The organism is Streptomyces sp. NPDC005808 (assembly GCF_042871385.1).
In the GTDB taxonomy this organism is placed as follows: Bacteria; Actinomycetota; Actinomycetes; order Streptomycetales; family Streptomycetaceae; genus Streptomyces.
Map to the genome: position 1 here is coordinate 152,611 of NZ_JBIAIK010000016.1, position 16,306 is coordinate 168,916.

Below are 16,306 nucleotides of genomic sequence, written 5' to 3' on the forward strand. Positions count from 1 at the left end.
GGATGACAGGATCGCGCGCCGAACCCATCGCCATCGTCGGGATGTCGGTGCTCTTCCCAGGCGCCCCCGACCTCGCCACGTACTGGCAGAACCTGGTCGCCGGGACCGACGCCATCACCGAAGTCCCGCCGGGCCGCTGGGATGTCGAGGAGCACTACGCTCCCGGCGCCGAGCCCCGCGCCGACCGGGTCTACTGCAGGCGCGGCGGCTTCGTGGACGAGCTGGCCGAGGTGGACGTCACCGAGTACGGCATCATGCCGTCCGCGGTGCCGGCCACCGAGCCCGACCAGCTCATCGCGCTGAAGGTGGCCGCGCAGGCCATCTCCGACGCGGGTGGCGCGGACCGGCTGCCCGCCGACCGGCACCGGATCGGCGTGGTGCTCGGCCGGGGCGGCTACCTGACCCCCGGCCTGGTCAGGCTCGACCAGCGGGTCCGCACCGCGAGCCAGTTGGTACGGACCCTGGGCGAGCTGCTGCCCGACCTGGGCAGCAACCAACTGGAGGCGGTACGGCAGGCGTTCACCGACCGACTCGGTCCTGAGGCGCCGGAGTCATCGATCGGGCTCGTGCCCAACCTGGCCGCCTCCCGGCTGGCCGGGCGGCTCGACCTGCGCGGTCCGGCGTACACCGTGGACGCCGCCTGCGCCTCCTCGCTCATCGCCGTCGACCAGGCGGTGCGCGAACTCGCCAGTGGGCGGTGCGACGTGATGCTCGCCGGCGGGGTGCACCACTGCCACGACATCACCTTCTGGAGCGTGTTCAGCCAGCTCGGCGCGCTGTCGCCGAGCGAGCGCATCCGGCCTTTCCACAAGGGTGCGGACGGTGTGCTGATCGGTGAGGGCACCGGCGTCGTCGTCCTCAAGCGGCTCGCCGACGCCGAGCGCGACGGCGACCGGATCTACGCCGCCATCACCGGGACCGGCATCGCCTCCGACGGACGTACGACCAGTCTGATGGCCCCCGACTCGGGCGGCCAGGTCCGCGCGGTGCGGCAGGCCTGGGAAGCCGCCGGGCTCGACCCGGCGGCGCCCGGTTCGATCGGGCTCCTGGAGGCGCACGGCACCGCCACTCCGGCCGGTGACGGGACCGAACTCACCACGCTGGCCGAGGTGTTCGGGCCGCCGCCCAAGGATGCGAGCGCGGACCGGCCGGCCGCCGTCATCGGCTCGGTGAAGTCGATGATCGGCCACACCATGCCCGCCGCGGGCGTCGCGGGGCTCATCAAGGCCGCGCTCGCCGTCCATCACGGCGTGCTGCCGCCGACCCTGCACTGCGAGGACCCGCACCCGGGGCTGGCCCGCACTCGGTTCACCCCGATCGACACCGCCCGCCCCTGGCAGGCCGACGAACGGCAGCCGGTACGCCGCGCCGCCGTCAACGCCTTCGGGTTCGGCGGCATCAACGCGCATGTGGTGATCGAACAGGTCGCGGCCAAGCCGGTGGCCAGGCTCACCGAGGTCTACGAGCCGGAGCCGGTACTGCGGCTGACCGCGCCGACGACCGAGGCGATGGCCGCGCTCCTTGACCGCGACGACGCCGCGGTCCTCGCGGCCGGTCTCGACGAGCGTGCGGTCGCGTCGGGCTCCGACCCGGTACGGCTCGCGGTCGTCGGACCCACGGCGAAGCGGCTGGCGCTTGCACGGAAGGCGGTCGCCAAGGGCAAGGGCTGGCGTGGCCGCAACGACGTGTGGTTCGTGCCGCGCCCGCTCCTTGGCCCCGGCGGCGGAAAACTCGCGTTCGTCTTCCCGGGCCTTGAGGCCGAGTTCACGCCCAACTCCGAGGACATCGCACGGCACTTCGGACTCACCGCCGTCGCCGAGGCCACCGTCGGAGACGTGGGCCGCCAGGGCACCGGCGTCTTCGAACTGGGCCGGCTCCTGGACACCGCGCTGCGCCGGCTCGGTGTCGTACCCGACGCGCTCGCCGGACACAGCCTCGGCGAGTGGACGGCGATGGCCGCCGCCGGGATCCACGCACCGGACGAGGTCGACGCCTTCCTCGTCGGCTTCGACCCCGATTCGCTGAGCGTGCCCGGGCTGGCCTTCGCCGTGGTCGGCGCCCCGGCGGAGCAGGTCCTCACGGAACTGTCCGGCCACAGTGACGTGGTGCTCTCGCACGACAACGCGCCCAACCAGTCGATGATCTGCGGCCCCGAGCCCGCGGTCACCGAACTCGTCGAGCGGTTCCGTGCCCGGGCGGTGATCTCACAGATCCTGCCGTTCCGCTCCGGCTTCCACACGCCCATGCTGAAGCCGTACCTGGATCCGATCAGGGAGGCGGCGGAGACCTACTCCCTGCACCCGGCGCAGCTGCCGCTGTGGTCGGCGACGACCGTCGCCCCCTACCCGGCCGAACCCGACGCGATCCGCGCGCTGTTCGTCCGTCATCTGCTGGAACCGGTCCGCTTCCGGCCGCTGGTCGACACCATGTACGAGGCGGGCTTCCGGGCCTTCGTCCAACTCGGGGCCGGACAGCTCGGCTCGCTCATCGACGACACACTCAACGGGCGCGACCACCTGGTCGTCCCCGCGCACTCGCCGCACCGCTCCGGGCTTCCCCAACTGCACCGCGTGGTGAGCGCGTTGTGGGCGGACGGTGCGGAGCCGCAGCCGGCACCGCTGCTCGGCGCGGCCAAGACCGCGGCCCCTGTGCGGCGGAGCCGCCCGATCAAGCTGGACCTCGGCGGCGCGGCGGTCTCCCTCGACGCGGAGACACGTCGGCAGGTGGGAGCGGCGCTGCACCGCGCGCCCGTTCAGCAGACGAGTCTGGACCTCGCGGGACTCGGCGAACAGGGCGCTCTCGGTGCGGAGTTGACGGCGCTGCTGCGGGACGCGTCCGCGCTCGCCTCGGACGTGGTGACGGCGAGCCGACGCAGGCCCGGCACGACCGCACCCGGACGTTCCGCCCCCGCCGTTCCGGTTCCCCGGCCTCGTGCCGTCCGGCCGGCCGAGGCGGATTCCCAGCCCCGACCCGTCCGCCCACTCGAACCTCTCGAAACCACCCTCCACGTCTCGGTCGAGACCATGCCGTACCTCCTGGACCACTGCTTCTTCAAGCAGCCCGCCCAGGCCGAACCGGCCGACAGCTGGCCCGTCGTCCCCGGCACCACGGTGATCGCCCACCTCATGGACTTCGCCGAGCAGGCCGCGCCCGGCCGGCGCGCGGTGGCCGTCCACGACGTACGGCTGCATCAGTGGGTCACCGCGACTCCGACGGTCGACATCCCGGTACGGATCGTGCCCGAGGGCCCGGACAGGGTCACCGCCTCGCTGGGCTCGAACGCGCAGGCCGTCGTCGAACTCGCCGCCGAACACGGGCAGTTCGCGCCCGTCGCGCCGTGGACCTTCCCCGCCGAACAGGAACAGAAGCCCGACATGACGGCGGCGGAGCTGTACAGCCGCCGCTGGATGTTCCACGGGCCGCGGTTCCAGGGCGTCAGCGAGCTCACGGCGGTCGGCGACCGGCATGTGCGTGGCCTCCTCGTCACGCCGCCCGCACCCGGCGCGCTGCTGGACAACGTGGGGCAACTTCTCGGCTACTGGATCATGTCCAGACTTCCGGTCCGGACCACCGTGTTCCCGGTCGGCATGAAGGAGATCCGCTTCCACGGACCGCATCCGGCCCCCGGCGAGGAGCTGGAGTGCCTGATCAAGATCACGTCCGTCACCGACGCCACGCTCGAAGCGGACATGCAGCTGGTCCACCGGGGCCAGGTGTGGGCCGAGTTCAACGGCTGGCAGGACCGCCGCTTCGACAGCAATCCGCGGATCCGCGCGGTGGACCGGGAGCCCGAGCTCAACACCCTGTCCGTGATGCAGTCGGGCGGCTGGTCGCTGGTGCACGAGGAGTGGCCCGACCTGGCCACCCGTGAGCTGATCATGCGGAACATGCTGGCGGGCGAGGAGCGCGAGCAGTACGCGAAGCACGCGCCGCGCGGCCGACGGCAGTGGCTCCTGGGACGGATCGCGGCCAAGGACGCGGTGCGGCACCTGATGTGGGACGGCGGCGCGGGACCCCTCTTCCCCGCCGAGCTGCGGGTCGGCAACGACCCGGCCGGCAAGCCCTTCGTCACCGGCGCCTACGGCAAGACCCTGCCCGCACTGCATGTCTCCCTCGCCCACCGCGGCGAGACCGCGGTGGCGATGGCCAGGACCGACGGGCCCTGCGGCATCGACATCGAGGAGATCACCGACCGCCCCGAGGGCACTCTCGTCGTCGCGCTCACCCCTCACGAGCGCGAGCTGCTCCGGACACTCTCGAAGGACGCCCCGGAGCGACTCTGGTTCACCCGGTTCTGGGCCGCCAAGGAAGCCGTCGCAAAGGCGCGCGGCACAGGACTCGGCGGCGAGCCCAAACAGTTCGAGATCACCGCGGCGGACGGCGCCCTGCTGACCGTACGCGCCTCGGGCGAGGAGTACCTCGTGCGGTATCGCGAGCTGACCACCCCGCAGCCGTCCGGCCACCCCGGCAAGGAGTACGTCGTGGCCTGGACGTCCGTCAACGATCAGGAGAACGCAGATGACCACTGAACTCACCGAACTCTCAGTCGCCGCGCGCTCGGCCGCCCCCGACGAGGCGACCGTGCTCGCTGACATCTCGGCCATCCTGCGCACCGCGCTGGAGGAGTACGGGCTCGACGACGCCGAGATCACCCTGGAGACGTCCTTCCACGACGACCTGGAGCTGGAGAGCATCGACCTCGTCACGCTCTCCGCCCAGCTGCGCGAGTTCTACGGTGAGCGCGTCAACTTCGCCGCGTTCATAGCCGACCGCGGCCTGGAGGAGATAATCGCCCTGACCGTCGGCGACCTCGTCGGCTACGTGGTGGACTCCCTCGCCGTCGCCGAGGTGGGCTGACCATGCCGACGATCCACGTGAACGGCCTGGACGTCCACTTCCAGCGGCTGGGCCACACCGGTGACGTACCGCGTCCCGTCGTCGTCCTCATCCACGGCCTCCTCATCGACAGCCTCGCCAGCTACTACTTCAGCCTCGCCCCGCAACTCGCCGAAGAGGGCATGGACGTCGTGATGTACGACCTCCGCGGGCACGGCAAGACCTCCAGACCGGCGACCGGTTACCGGATCGAGGACTTCGTCACCGACCTGGACGAGCTGCTCGACGCGCTCGCCATCGACCGTCCGGTGCACCTCGTCGGCAACTCCTTCGGCGGCGCCGTCGCGTACGGCATGGCCGCCGCGCACCCCGAGCGGGTCGCCAGCGTCGTCGCCATCGAGGCCGAACCGCCCGCCCGGCCCTGGGCCCAGGCCATGTACGAAGGCCTGGTCGGAGAGCAGGGCGGCCTGGTGGTCCAGGAAGTCACCGAGTGGCTGCGGGACAACCCGGGCGAGCGCAACGCCCGACCGTTCCGGGCCGCGGGCCGAGTGCTCGACCAGACCGACCTCGCCCAGGAGATCCCGCAGAGCGACCTCATCGACGAGGACCTCTCCGCGATCCGCTGCCCGGTCTTCGCCGTCTTCGGCGGCGCCTCGAAGCTCTCCGCACAGGCCGAGATGCTGGAGGCCTCACTGGCGGACTGCCGTACCGTCGTGCTGCCCGACCGGGGTCACTCGGTGCTGGTGGAAGCCACCAAGGAGACGTACGTCCTGGTGCGCGACTGGCTGTTCGGCCAGACGCACGCCCTGCGGGAGGCCCGCTAGATGGGCAGGTTCCTCTTCGTGGTGCCTCCGCTGGTCGGGCACATCAACCCGGCGGTGGGCACCGCGGCGACGCTGGCCGCCCGCGGGCACGACGTCGCCTGGGCGGGTCACCCCGAGCTGATCCGGGGCCTCGCGGGAGCCGACGCGGTCGTGTTCCCGTGCGAGCTGCCGACGGACGGGCTGTCCCGGCGCGCCGAGCTCAAGGGCCCCGCCGCCTTCCAGTTCCTCTGGGAGAGCTTCCTGATCCCGCTGGCTGACGCGATGGCGCCGGGCGTGCGGGCGGCGATCGAGGCGTACGGTCCCGATGTCGTCGTCTCCGACCAGCAGGCGGTGGCGGGCGCGCTGATCGCCGAGTCGCTGGGGCTGACCTGGGTGACCTCGGCCACCACCTCCGCCGAACTGATGGATCCGCTGGCCGGCATGCCCAAGGTCGCGGCCTGGCTCGACGGACTGCTGGCGGACCTGCGCGAGCGGATCGCGGGCGGCTGGGGCGAGGCGGATCCCCGCTTCTCCCCGCACGGCGTGCTCGCGTACACCACACGCGCGCTGCTCGGCCCGGCCGAACTCCCGGACCGTGTCTGGCTGGTGGGCCCGTCCGTGGCCGCCCGCCCGGCAAGTCCCGACGAGTTTCCCTGGGCCTGGCTGGACGAGTCCACGCTACCCACAGTCCTCGTCAGCCTGGGCACGGCGAACACGGACGCGGGTGTCCGTTTCCTCAACACGGCCGTGGAGGCGCTGGCCGGGATGGCGGACCGGGTGCGTGCCGTGCTCGTCGATCCCGGCGGGGTCGTCGAAGGCCCGGTCGCCGACAACATCCTGGTGCGCCTGCACGTGCCTCAACTCGCGCTGCTGGAACGGCTCGACGCCGTCGTCTGCCACGCGGGCCACAACACCGTCTGCGAAACGCTGTGGCACGGCGTCCCCCTCGTCGTCGCCCCCATCCGGGACGACCAGCCGATCGTGGCCGGTCAGGTCGTCGACGCGGGAGCCGGCGTACGGCTGCGCTTCGGGCGGGCCGACGCCGCGAAGATCGCTACCGCGATCGAGACCGTGCTGGACCCCTCCGGCGGTCACCGCAAGGTGGCCGAGGAGATCGGCGAGTCCTTCCGGGCAGCGGGCGGCAGCGCTGCCGCCGCCACCCGGCTCGAAACAGTACTGGCCGAAGTGGCCGCGACCGGAGTACGAGGCGCATGACCGAGAACAGCCCGTCCACTGACCTGCCAAGCACCCCCTCCGGCTCGTTCGGCGCCCTGATCGGCTACGCGAAGCCGCACTGGCGGGTGCTGCTCCTCTCCCTCGTGCTCACCCTCCTGGCCAGCGTCTCGGGTCTGGTCCAGCCGAAGTTCGCCCAGGCGATCCTGGACCGGCTCGACGAGGGCGTCGACGTGGCCGAACCGGTCGCGCTGCTCGCCGCTTTCCTGGCGGCGGGCGCTCTGCTCACCGGGATCAACGCCTGGCTCCAGCAACGGACTTCGGAACGGGTGGTCCGGGAAGTCAGGACCGGTCTGGTGCGCCGGCTGATCCGGCTGCGGGTCTCCGAACTCGACCAGCGGGCACCCGGCGACCTCATCGCCCGCGTCACCTCCGACAGCACGCTCCTCAAGAGCGCCGCCACCGAGGGCCTGATCATGACGGTGAACGGCGTACTGACCTTCGCCGGGGCCCTGTTCATGATGGCGACGCTGGACGTACGCCTGCTGGGTGTCACGTTCCTCGTCCTGTGCCTGGTCGGCATCGTGATCACGATGATCCTGCCCCGGATCAAAGCCGCCGTGGCCCGCTCGCAGACCTCCGTCGGCGCGGTCGGCGCCGTGCTCGACCGCACCCTGGGCGCGGCCCGCACGGTCAAGGCCAACGGCGCCGAGGGCCGCGAGACGCTTGCCGCCGAGGAGGCAGTCGACGAGGCGTACGCGGCCGGACTGGTCGGCGCACGCTACAGCGCTCTGGTCACGATGGTCGGCGGTGCCTCCATCCAGACCGCGTTCCTCGTGGTCCTCGGCGTCGGCGGCGCCTTCGTGGCGAACGGCACCATGTCGGTCTCCGAGCTGATCGCCTTCCTGCTGTACGTGTTCTTCCTGGCGAGCCCGGTCTCCCAGCTCGTCGGCGGCGCCGCCCAGCTCCAGCAGGGGCTCGGCGCGGTGGGCAGGATCCAGGAGGCCGCCGGGCTGCCGATCGAGGACGACATCGACTCGCCCGGGGTCACCGCGTTCGGTCCCCCGCCGGACATCGAGCTGACCGACGTCGAGTTCACCTACCCCGGCCGCGCCCCGGCGCTGCGCGGCGTGAGCTTCACCGTCCCCGCCGGCACCCAGACCGCGCTCGTCGGCCTGTCCGGCGCGGGCAAGACCACCCTCTTCTCCCTTCTCCAGCGCTTCTACGAGCCGACCGCGGGCTCGATCAGGATCGGCGGCCAGGACATCTCCACCCTGCCGCGCGGCGAGGTGCGACGCCGTATCGCGTACGTCGAGCAGGACTCCCCGGTCATGTCCGGCACCCTCCGCGAGAACCTGCTCTACGCCGCGCCCGCGGCCACCGCCGAGGAACTCTCCGAGGTCCTGGCCGTCACCCGCCTCGACAGCCTGGTGGCCCGCCTGCCCATGGGCCTGGACACCGCGGTGGGCCCGCGCGGCGTCACGCTCTCCGGCGGCGAGCGCCAGCGCCTCGCCATCGCCCGCGCCCTGCTGCGCCGTCCTCAGGTGCTGCTGCTCGACGAGGCGACGGCTCAGCTCGATGCCCGCAACGAGCAGGCACTGAGCGAACTGGTCGCCCGTACCGCCGGACAGTGCACGGTCCTGCTGATCGCACACCGGCTGTCCACGGTCACCGAGGCCGACCAGATCGTGGTCCTGGAACACGGTGACGTCCGCGCGATCGGCACCCACCGCACCCTCGTCGACGACGACGAGCTCTACCGGGAACTGGCGGCGACACAGCTACTGGCGGCCGAACCCCAGGTGTGAGGACCGGCAGCCGGGAAGCTCCGGCGGAGACCGGTGGTTGACGTCCCTGACGACGACAGCGACCGATCTCCGCCGGAGTACTCATGCCGAGCCCGCACCAGCCGCCCGCCTCACCGGGACCGCGCCCTGAAGCCGTGCGCTTCTCCGTGCTCGACCGCTCCCGCACCCGCGAGGGCCACGACGCTCCTGAGGCCCTGCGGGACACCGTGCGGCTGGCCCAGGATCTGGAGGCGCTCGGCTACCACCGGTTCTGGATCGCGGAGCACCACGGCGTGCCGGGAGTCGCCGGCTCCGCGCCGACCGTGCTGGCCGCGGCGGTCGCCGCCGCCACCCGTACGATCCGCGTCGGCACCGGCGGCGTGATGCTGCCCAACCACCAGCCACTCGTCGTGGCCGAACAGTTCGGCGTCCTGGAGTCCTTGTTCCCGGGCCGGATCGACATGGGTCTGGGCCGTTCCGTCGGCTTCACGGACGGCGTGCGCAAGGCGCTCGGCCGGGAGAAGGACGACGCCGCGGACTTCGCGGCGCAACTCGCCGAACTGCTCGGCTGGTTCCGCGGCACGTCCTCGACCGGCGTCCACGCGCGCCCCTCCGAAGGCCTCACCGTGCCGCCCTTCGTCCTGGCCATGGGCGAGGGCGCCACGATCGCGGCGCGCGCCGGCCTTCCCATGGTCATCGGCGACCTCAGGGACCGCGACAAAATGCGCCGCGGGATCGATCACTACCGGGAGAGCTTCCGCCCCTCCGTCTGGGCCCGGGAGCCGTACGTCGTCATCTCCGGCACGGTCGCGGTCGCAGCGACCCCGGAGGACGCCCGCCGCCTGCTCCTCCCGGAGGCCTGGTCGATGGCGTACTCCCGCACCCACGGCACGTTCCCGCCCCTGCCGCCCGCCGAACGGGTCGAGAGCCTGGCGATGAGCGCCAAGGAGCGGGGTTTCTACGAGTCCGGTCTGACGGGTCACATCACAGGCACCGAGGAACAGGTCGCCCACGACCTGGAAACCCTCATCAAGGAAACCGGCGCCCAGGAAGTCCTCGTCACCACCAGTACGTACGACCGGGACGCCCTCCTGGACTCCTACCGGAGGCTCGCCGGGGTCGCGGGACTGACGGCGGCCTAGGGTCGTGCCGTCGCACCCCGCACGGAGCACGACGGCCCCTTCCCTCAAGGCCTCAGGGGTGTGCGTGCGGGCCAGGAGACCGCAGGCCTCCTTGCGCCGCTCGGGCCAGGTCTCGGCGGTCGGTGTGGTCGCCCGGTGCGAGGACGGGGCGCAGGTCCAGCTCGGCGACCAGGGCGCGGGCCGAGACGACCCGCCAGACCGAGGTGAGGAGGGAATCGCTCCCGACGAACGCGGGTGCGGTGCTCGCCGCTCCCCCGTCCAGCCGGTAGTGGATGCGTACCGGCTGAACGGGCACACCGGCGTCGAGCGCGGCCTGGAAGACGGCCCGGCGGAAGTACCCCTGTGCCCGGCCGCACCAGGTGCTGCCTTCCGGGAACACCACCATCGTGGACCCGGCGCGGAGGGTGTCCGCCATACGCGCGACCGTCTGCGGCAGTGCGCGCAGCCGGTCGCGATCGATGAACAGCGCGCCGCTGCTCGCGGTCAGCGCGCCCGCCACGGGCCACTGCCGGATCTCGGCCTTGGCGATCATCCGTCCGGGACGGACGGCGGCGAGCAGCGGGATGTCCATCCAGGAGATGTGGTTGGCGACCACCAGCAGGCCGCCGGTGGGAGGGGTGGTACCGGTGACCCGCAGGCGGACGCCGGCGGCCCGGACCATCGTCCGGCACCACGTCCTGATGAGCCGGTCGCGCGGTGCGGCCGGGATCCTGCCGACGACCGGGATCAGCACGATCCCGAAGACGAGCACGAACAGGAGCGTGGACAGCCTGAGTACGGCGAGCGGTGCGGCGGCCATCGAGCCCGTGGAGTCCACGCAGAAGCGCGGGGTGCACGGGGCGCTGGGCAGCCAGGCGCTGGTGGGCGTCTGGACGGGCCGGAAGGAGACCGGCCGCATCCCGGCCCGGCGAGGCGAGGGCAGCTTCCTGGTGGTGGCGGGGAAGGCCGCCGTGGCGACAGCCGGGTTGACGAGCGCCGCCGTGTCACGGCGGGGGCGAAGTATCACGCCCACCCGGGACGCGCGGATGACCCCGTTGCGGGTGGCGCCCATGACGCCGGTGCGGGAGGCGTTCATCAGGCCGGTACGAGCGAGAGGAAGTGCCGCAGATAGCGCGGGTTGACCTTGCGCATCGACAGCAGCACGTACAGGTCGGCGACGCCGAAGTCCGCGTCGTGCGCGGGTTCCCCGCACACCCAGGCGCCGAGCCGCACATAGCCGCGCAGCAGCGGGGGCAGTTCGGTGCGCGCGGGCCGGGCGACGCCCTCGGCACTCCAGGGCTGCAGCGGCCGTACGCGATACTCCTCGGGCGCGAGGTGCTTGGCCTTGACCCGGTCCCAGGTGCCGGCGGCGAGCGTGCCGCCGTCGGCGAGCGGGATGGAGCAGCAGCCTGCCAGCCACTCGTGGCCGCCCTCGATCATGTAGCGCGCTATCCCGGCCCAGATGAGACCGATGACGGCGCCGTCGCGGTGGTCGGGGTGCACGCAGGAGCGGCCGACCTCGACGAGCCCGGAGCGGATGGCGGCCAGCGGGCCGAGGTCGAACTCGTTCTCCGAGTAGAGGCGTCCGGCGACGGCGGCCCGCTCGGGCGGCAGCAGCCGGTAGGTTCCGACGACCTGGCCGGTCTCGGTGTCACGGACCATGAGGTGATCGCAGTACGCGTCGAAGGCGTCGATGTCGAGACCCGGCTGGGGGGTGGTCAGCAGGGCGCCCATCTCTCCCGCGAACACGTCGTGACGCAGCCGCTGTGCGGCGCGGACGTCGTCCTCGTCGCGGGCGAGGGTCACGGTGTAGCGGGTGGGGGCGGTCGACAGTGGGGGGCTGTCGAGCGTGGATACGCCGGTCATGGCACTCTCCTGGTCACGGGCCGGTTCGGCGGAGCGGTGGCAGCCCGGATCTGTTCGGTCTGCGCGCTCCTGTTCTTCCGACGCCGGTTGGCCTACGCGTTACCTGTGCCGAGAGCCCGGATGTGAGGATGTTGAATGCCAGGGGACGGCGAGGACGAGCCCCCGTACGGAATCCGCCTTTCCGCAGACGCGAGACGGGACCGGGGCTGAGCACCACCCCCGGTCCCGCCCGTCCGCACATTGACGGCGAACGTCTTACGGCTGGCGCTTGCCCGCCTTCCGGGCCGCGCGCAGCCACTCCTTGTTCATCCCGGTGATGGAGACCAGCGGGATCCCCTTGGGGCAGGCGGTCGCGCACTCTCCGGCGAGAGTGCAGCCGCCGAAGCCCTCTTCATCCATCTGCGCCACCATGTCGAGGACGCGGGTCTCGCGCTCGGGCGCACCCTGCGGCAGCACGTTGAGGTGGTTGATCTTCGCCGAAGTGAACAGCATCGCGGCGCCGTTGGGGCAGGCCGCGACGCAGGCGCCGCAGCCGATGCACTCGGCGTGTTCGAAGGCGAAGTCGGCGTCCGGCTTGGGCACGGGCGTCGCGTGGGCCTCGGGTGCGGCTCCCGTCGGGACGGTGATGTAGCCGCCGGCCTGGATGATCCGGTCGAAGGCCGACCGGTCGACGACGAGATCCTTCACGACCGGGAACGCCGAAGCGCGCCACGGTTCGACGTCGATGGTGTCGCCGTCCTTGAAGGACCGCATGTGCAGTTGGCAGGAGGTGGTGCGCTCGGGGCCGTGCGCGTCGCCGTTGATGACGAGCGAGCAGGCTCCGCAGATGCCCTCCCGGCAGTCGTGGTCGAAGGCGACGGGGTCCTCGCCCTTGAGGATGAGTTCTTCGTTGAGGGTGTCGAGCATCTCCAGGAAGGACATGTCGGCCGAGATGTCGTCCACTTGGTAGGTGGACATCGCTCCGTCGGCGTCGGCGTTCCGCTGCCGCCAGACGCGCAGGGTGAGCTTCATGCGTAGCTCCGCTGAGTGGGGTGGACGTACTCGAAGACCAGGTCTTCCTTGTGCAGGACGGGCGCGCCGCCGGTAACGGTGAACTCCCAGGCGGCCGCGTACGAGAACTCCTCGTCCTTGCGGGCCGCTTCGCCGTCCGGGGTCTGGGACTCCTCGCGGAAGTGCCCGCCGCAGGACTCGCTCCGGCTGAGCGCGTCGAGGCACATGAGCTCGGCGAGTTCCAGGTAGTCGACGATCCGGTTGGCCTTCTCCAGCGACTGGTTGAACTCCTCGCCGGTGCCGGGCACCTTGATGCGCCGCCAGAACTCCTCGCGGATCTGCGGGATGCGCTCGAGTGCCTTGCGCAGCCCGGTCTCCGTGCGGGCCATGCCGCAGAACTCCCACATGAGTTCGCCGAGTTCGCGGTGGAAGGAGTCGGGCGTGCGGTCGCCGTCGACGGCCAGGAGCAGCCGTAGCCGGTCCTCGGTCTCGGCCAGCACCTCCTGTACGTCCGGGTGTTCGTCGGTGACCTGCTCGTGGTGGGGGTGGCGGGCGAGGTAGTCGTTGATGGTCGACGGCAGGACGAAGTAGCCGTCGGCGAGGCCCTGCATCAGGGCCGAGGCGCCCAACCGGTTCGCGCCGTGGTCGGAGAAGTTGGCCTCGCCGATCGCGAACAGGCCGGGGACGGTGGTCTGGAGGTCGTAGTCGACCCAGAGCCCGCCCATCGTGTAGTGCACGGCGGGGTAGATCCGCATCGGCACGGTGTACGGGTCCTCGGCGGTGATCCGGGCGTACATGTCGAAGAGGTTGCCGTACTTCTCCTCGACCTTCGCCCTGCCCATCCGCTGAATGGCGTCGGCGAAGTCGAGGTAGACGCCCTGGCCGCCGGGGCCGACCCCGCGCCCTTCGTCGCAGACGTTCTTGGCGGCCCGGGAGGCGATGTCGCGGGGCACGAGGTTGCCGAAGGCCGGGTAGATGCGCTCCAGGTAGTAGTCGCGCTCGTCGTCGGGGATCTCGTTCGCGGGACGGGTGTCGCCCTGGGCCTTGGGCACCCAGATCCGGCCGTCGTTGCGCAGGGACTCGCTCATCAGGGTGAGCTTCGACTGGTGTTCGCCGGTGCGCGGGATGCAGGTGGGGTGGATCTGGGTGAAGCAGGGATTGGCGAAGTAGGCGCCGCGCCGGTGCGCCCGCCAGATCGCGGTCGCGTTGGAGTTCATGGCGTTGGTCGAGAGGTAGAAGACGTTGCCGTAGCCACCGCTGGCCAGTACGACGGCGTCCGCGAAGTACGTGTCGATCTTCCCGGTGATCAGATCGCGGGCGACGATTCCTCGTGCCCGGCCGTCGATGACGATCACGTCGAGCATCTCGGTCCGCGCGTGCATCTCGATGTTGCCCGCGGCGATCTGCCGTGACAGCGCCTGGTAAGCGCCGAGGAGGAGTTGCTGGCCGGTCTGGCCGCGCGCGTAGAAGGTCCGGGACACCTGGACGCCGCCGAAGGAACGGGTGTCGAGCAGTCCGCCGTACTCGCGCGCGAAGGGCACGCCCTGTGCGACGCACTGGTCGATGATCTCGACCGAGATCTGCGCGAGGCGGTGGACGTTGGACTCCCGCGCCCTGAAGTCGCCGCCCTTGACGGTGTCGTAGAACAGCCGGTGGACGGAGTCCCCGTCGTTGCGGTAGTTCTTCGCCGCGTTGATGCCGCCCTGGGCGGCGATCGAGTGGGCGCGGCGGGGCGAGTCCTGGTAGCAGAACTGCACGACGTGGTAGCCCTGTTCGGCGAGCGTGGCGCCGGCGGAGCCGCCCGCGAGGCCCGTGCCGACGACGATCACCGTGTGTTTGCGGCGGTTGGCGGGGTTGACGAGCTTCGCCTCGAAACGGCGGGTGTCCCAGCGCTCGTTGACCGGGCCCTGCGGGGCCTTGCCGTCGACGAGCGGCTCACCGGTCGAGTAGTCCGCGTAGGAGGTCATGGTCAGCTCACCAATCCGGTCATGACGCCGACGGGTACGGCGAGGAAGCCCGCCGTCAGCACCAGTGCGAGGACGTTTGCGACGGTCTTGAGGGCACGGTCGCGGGAGCGGCTGCCGGCGCCCAGCGTCTGTGCGGCGCTCCAGAAGCCGTGCCGGATGTGCAGGCCGAGCGCGAGCATCGCGACGATGTAGATGGTGTCGCCGTACCAGGTCGAGAAGGTGTCGATGACGTTCTGGTACGGGTGTCCGGCCTGGAATCCGTCCGGGTGCACGGTGCCGGTCGTCAGATCGAGGATGTGCCAGACGATGAAGAGGCCGAGGATGATCCCGCCCCACCGCATGGTGCGCGTCGCATAGCTGGCGCGCCGCTTCTTGTGGACGTATCCGCTGGGGCGCGCCCCGATGTCGCGGCGGCTGAGCTGGTAGGCGGCGGTGGCGTGCGCGACGACGGCCAGGACGAGGACGACGCGGATGATCCAGAGCGCCCACTCGTAGTGCAGGAAGGGCTCGCCGAGGGTTCGCAGCCAGTGCGCGTAGTGGTTGAACTCCCCCGGCCCGAAGAAGATCTTCAGGTTGCCGAGCATATGGACGACGAGGTACAGCAGCATGATCAGGCCGCTGACGGCCATCACGGTCTTCTTGCCGACGGACGAGTCCCACACGGTGCGCGTCAAGGACGGTTTTCGGTCCGTCCGCGTTGCCAGTGCCATGTCACGCACGCTAGGGCCGACGAGGGCGATCGGTCCAAGACATGGTCCGGCTCGTTTCCATAGGCGTGCCCTATCGTGGTTGGTGTGCAGTTCCAGCAGCTTCAGTACTTCGTGGCCGTCGCCGAGACCCGGCACTTCACCCGGGCCGCCGACCTGGTCCATGTCGCGCAGCCGTCGCTCTCCCAGCAGATCAAGTCGCTGGAAAAGGAGCTGGGGGCGGATCTGTTCCTGCGGGCGCGGGGCAACATCACGCTCACGGACGCCGGGGAAGCCCTCCTCCCACTGGCCCGCCGCATCCTCGCCGACGCGGACACGGCCCGGCACGAGGTGCAGGAGCTGGCCCAGCTGCGCAGCGGCCGGGTCCGTCTCGGCGCGACGCCGAGCCTGTGCACGGGCCTGCTCCCGGACGTGCTGCGCGCTTTCCACGACCGCTATCCGGGTATCCGGCTGCTGATCGAGGAAGGGGGTTCCCACGATCTCGTACGGGAACTCGCGCGCGGCGCCCTCGACCTCGCCCTGGTCGTGCTGCCCCTGCCCACGCCGTCTCCGGCCCTGACGACGGTGGAGTTGCTTCGCGAGGACCTGGTGGTGGTGTCGTCACCGGCCGCGCCCGCGCCCGGGTGGGGGCGCAGCACCGTACGCGTGTCCGACCTGGAGGGTGAGCGCCTTGTGATGTTCCGGCACGGCTACGACCTGCGCGAACTGACGGTCGCGGCCTGTCGCGCCGAGGGTTTCGAGCCCGACTTCGCCGTCGAGGGCGGTGAGATGGACGCGGTCCTGGGCTTCGTCCGGGCGGGACTCGGCGTGGCTGTCGTCCCCCGCATGGTCGCCACCCGTTCCGGGCGCGGACTGCGGGTGACACCGCTGGCCCGGCCCGGACTGCACCGCACGATCGCACTGGCGCACCGCAGCGATGTGGCTCCGCCGCGGGCGGCCCGGGAGCTCCAGCGGATGCTGCTGGAGCGGTGACGCTCCGCTGGATGCCGGGTCCCCGGTAGCGCCGTACCTCTGGGCACCGTCCGGGTCCGCAGGTTGTTCGTGGCTGGTCGCGCA

Annotated in this window: 12 protein-coding genes; 7 read left to right on the forward strand and 5 right to left on the reverse strand. The window is 71.3% G+C overall.

Going from position 1 to position 16,306, the window contains the following annotated elements; all coding sequences use genetic code 11:
- Positions 1–2 precede the first annotated feature (2 nt).
- From ACFYPC_RS30125 to ACFYPC_RS30150, 6 genes are all read left to right on the forward strand, one after another.
- Positions 3–4,529, forward strand: coding sequence for a beta-ketoacyl synthase N-terminal-like domain-containing protein (locus tag ACFYPC_RS30125; RefSeq protein ID WP_391888950.1), 4,527 nt, complete (start codon positions 3–5; stop codon positions 4,527–4,529).
- The gene (locus ACFYPC_RS30130; protein WP_391888953.1) at positions 4,519–4,857 is read left to right on the forward strand and encodes a phosphopantetheine-binding protein; all 339 of its coding nucleotides are present in this window, start codon (positions 4,519–4,521) and stop codon (positions 4,855–4,857) included. Before ACFYPC_RS30125 ends, ACFYPC_RS30130 begins: the two co-directional genes overlap by 11 nt.
- Positions 4,858–4,859: 2 nt before the next feature.
- Entirely contained in the window at positions 4,860–5,660 is an 801-nt protein-coding gene (locus ACFYPC_RS30135; RefSeq protein WP_391888955.1) for an alpha/beta fold hydrolase, read from the forward strand.
- Positions 5,661–6,854 carry a glycosyltransferase gene (locus ACFYPC_RS30140; protein ID WP_391888958.1) on the forward strand — a complete coding sequence of 398 codons (1,194 nt, stop codon included), beginning with the start codon at positions 5,661–5,663 and terminating at the stop codon, positions 6,852–6,854.
- A complete protein-coding gene (locus tag ACFYPC_RS30145; RefSeq protein WP_391888969.1) occupies positions 6,851–8,620 on the forward strand; it encodes an ABC transporter ATP-binding protein in 1,770 nt (589 codons plus the stop codon). Before ACFYPC_RS30140 ends, ACFYPC_RS30145 begins: the two co-directional genes overlap by 4 nt.
- An 83-nt stretch (positions 8,621–8,703) precedes the next feature.
- Complete coding sequence (locus ACFYPC_RS30150; RefSeq protein WP_391888971.1) at positions 8,704–9,741, forward strand: LLM class flavin-dependent oxidoreductase; 1,038 nt, start codon at positions 8,704–8,706, stop codon at positions 9,739–9,741.
- A 52-nt stretch (positions 9,742–9,793) separates the two neighbouring features.
- Here the strand turns inward: ACFYPC_RS30150 and ACFYPC_RS30155 are convergent, their stop codons facing one another.
- The 5 genes from ACFYPC_RS30155 to ACFYPC_RS30175 all read right to left on the reverse strand — a co-directional run bounded on the left by ACFYPC_RS30155 (position 9,794) and on the right by ACFYPC_RS30175 (position 15,217).
- A complete protein-coding gene (locus ACFYPC_RS30155) occupies positions 9,794–10,639 on the reverse strand; it encodes a lysophospholipid acyltransferase family protein (RefSeq protein ID WP_391889097.1) in 846 nt (281 codons plus the stop codon).
- 176 nt (positions 10,640–10,815) lie between these two features.
- A complete protein-coding gene (locus ACFYPC_RS30160) occupies positions 10,816–11,586 on the reverse strand; it encodes a GNAT family N-acetyltransferase (RefSeq protein WP_391888974.1) in 771 nt (256 codons plus the stop codon).
- Between the two features lie 255 nt (positions 11,587–11,841).
- Complete coding sequence (locus tag ACFYPC_RS30165) at positions 11,842–12,597, reverse strand: succinate dehydrogenase/fumarate reductase iron-sulfur subunit (RefSeq protein ID WP_391888975.1); 756 nt, start codon at positions 12,595–12,597, stop codon at positions 11,842–11,844.
- Entirely contained in the window at positions 12,594–14,543 is a 1,950-nt protein-coding gene (locus ACFYPC_RS30170; RefSeq protein ID WP_391888977.1) for a fumarate reductase/succinate dehydrogenase flavoprotein subunit, read from the reverse strand. The genes ACFYPC_RS30165 and ACFYPC_RS30170 overlap by 4 nt, the downstream gene beginning before the upstream one ends.
- 2 nt (positions 14,544–14,545) lie before the next feature.
- Positions 14,546–15,217 (reverse strand): succinate dehydrogenase, encoded by a 672-nt coding sequence (locus tag ACFYPC_RS30175; RefSeq protein WP_391889099.1) that lies wholly within the window; start codon positions 15,215–15,217, stop codon positions 14,546–14,548.
- A gap of 120 nt (positions 15,218–15,337) precedes the next feature.
- Between ACFYPC_RS30175 and ACFYPC_RS30180 the strand changes: the two genes are divergently transcribed.
- The gene (locus tag ACFYPC_RS30180) at positions 15,338–16,222 is read left to right on the forward strand and encodes a LysR family transcriptional regulator (protein WP_391888979.1); all 885 of its coding nucleotides are present in this window, start codon (positions 15,338–15,340) and stop codon (positions 16,220–16,222) included.
- Positions 16,223–16,306: the final 84 nt, after the last annotated feature.

Excerpts from the sequence above, each read along its gene's own strand:
- ACFYPC_RS30165 (WP_391888975.1), bottom strand. The coding sequence starts at position 12,597 with ATGAAGCTCACCCTGCGCGTCTGGCGGCAGCGGAACGCCGACGCCGAC.
- ACFYPC_RS30130 (WP_391888953.1), top strand. The coding sequence starts at position 4,519 with ATGACCACTGAACTCACCGAACTCTCAGTCGCCGCGCGCTCGGCCGCC.
- ACFYPC_RS30135 (WP_391888955.1), top strand. The coding sequence starts at position 4,860 with ATGCCGACGATCCACGTGAACGGCCTGGACGTCCACTTCCAGCGGCTG.
- ACFYPC_RS30160 (WP_391888974.1), bottom strand. The coding sequence starts at position 11,586 with ATGACCGGCGTATCCACGCTCGACAGCCCCCCACTGTCGACCGCCCCC.
- ACFYPC_RS30150 (WP_391888971.1), top strand. The coding sequence starts at position 8,704 with ATGCCGAGCCCGCACCAGCCGCCCGCCTCACCGGGACCGCGCCCTGAA.
- ACFYPC_RS30125 (WP_391888950.1), top strand. The coding sequence starts at position 3 with ATGACAGGATCGCGCGCCGAACCCATCGCCATCGTCGGGATGTCGGTG.
- ACFYPC_RS30140 (WP_391888958.1), top strand. The coding sequence starts at position 5,661 with ATGGGCAGGTTCCTCTTCGTGGTGCCTCCGCTGGTCGGGCACATCAAC.
- ACFYPC_RS30170 (WP_391888977.1), bottom strand. The coding sequence starts at position 14,543 with ATGACCTCCTACGCGGACTACTCGACCGGTGAGCCGCTCGTCGACGGC.
- ACFYPC_RS30155 (WP_391889097.1), bottom strand. The coding sequence starts at position 10,639 with ATGCGGCCGGTCTCCTTCCGGCCCGTCCAGACGCCCACCAGCGCCTGG.
- ACFYPC_RS30145 (WP_391888969.1), top strand. The coding sequence starts at position 6,851 with ATGACCGAGAACAGCCCGTCCACTGACCTGCCAAGCACCCCCTCCGGC.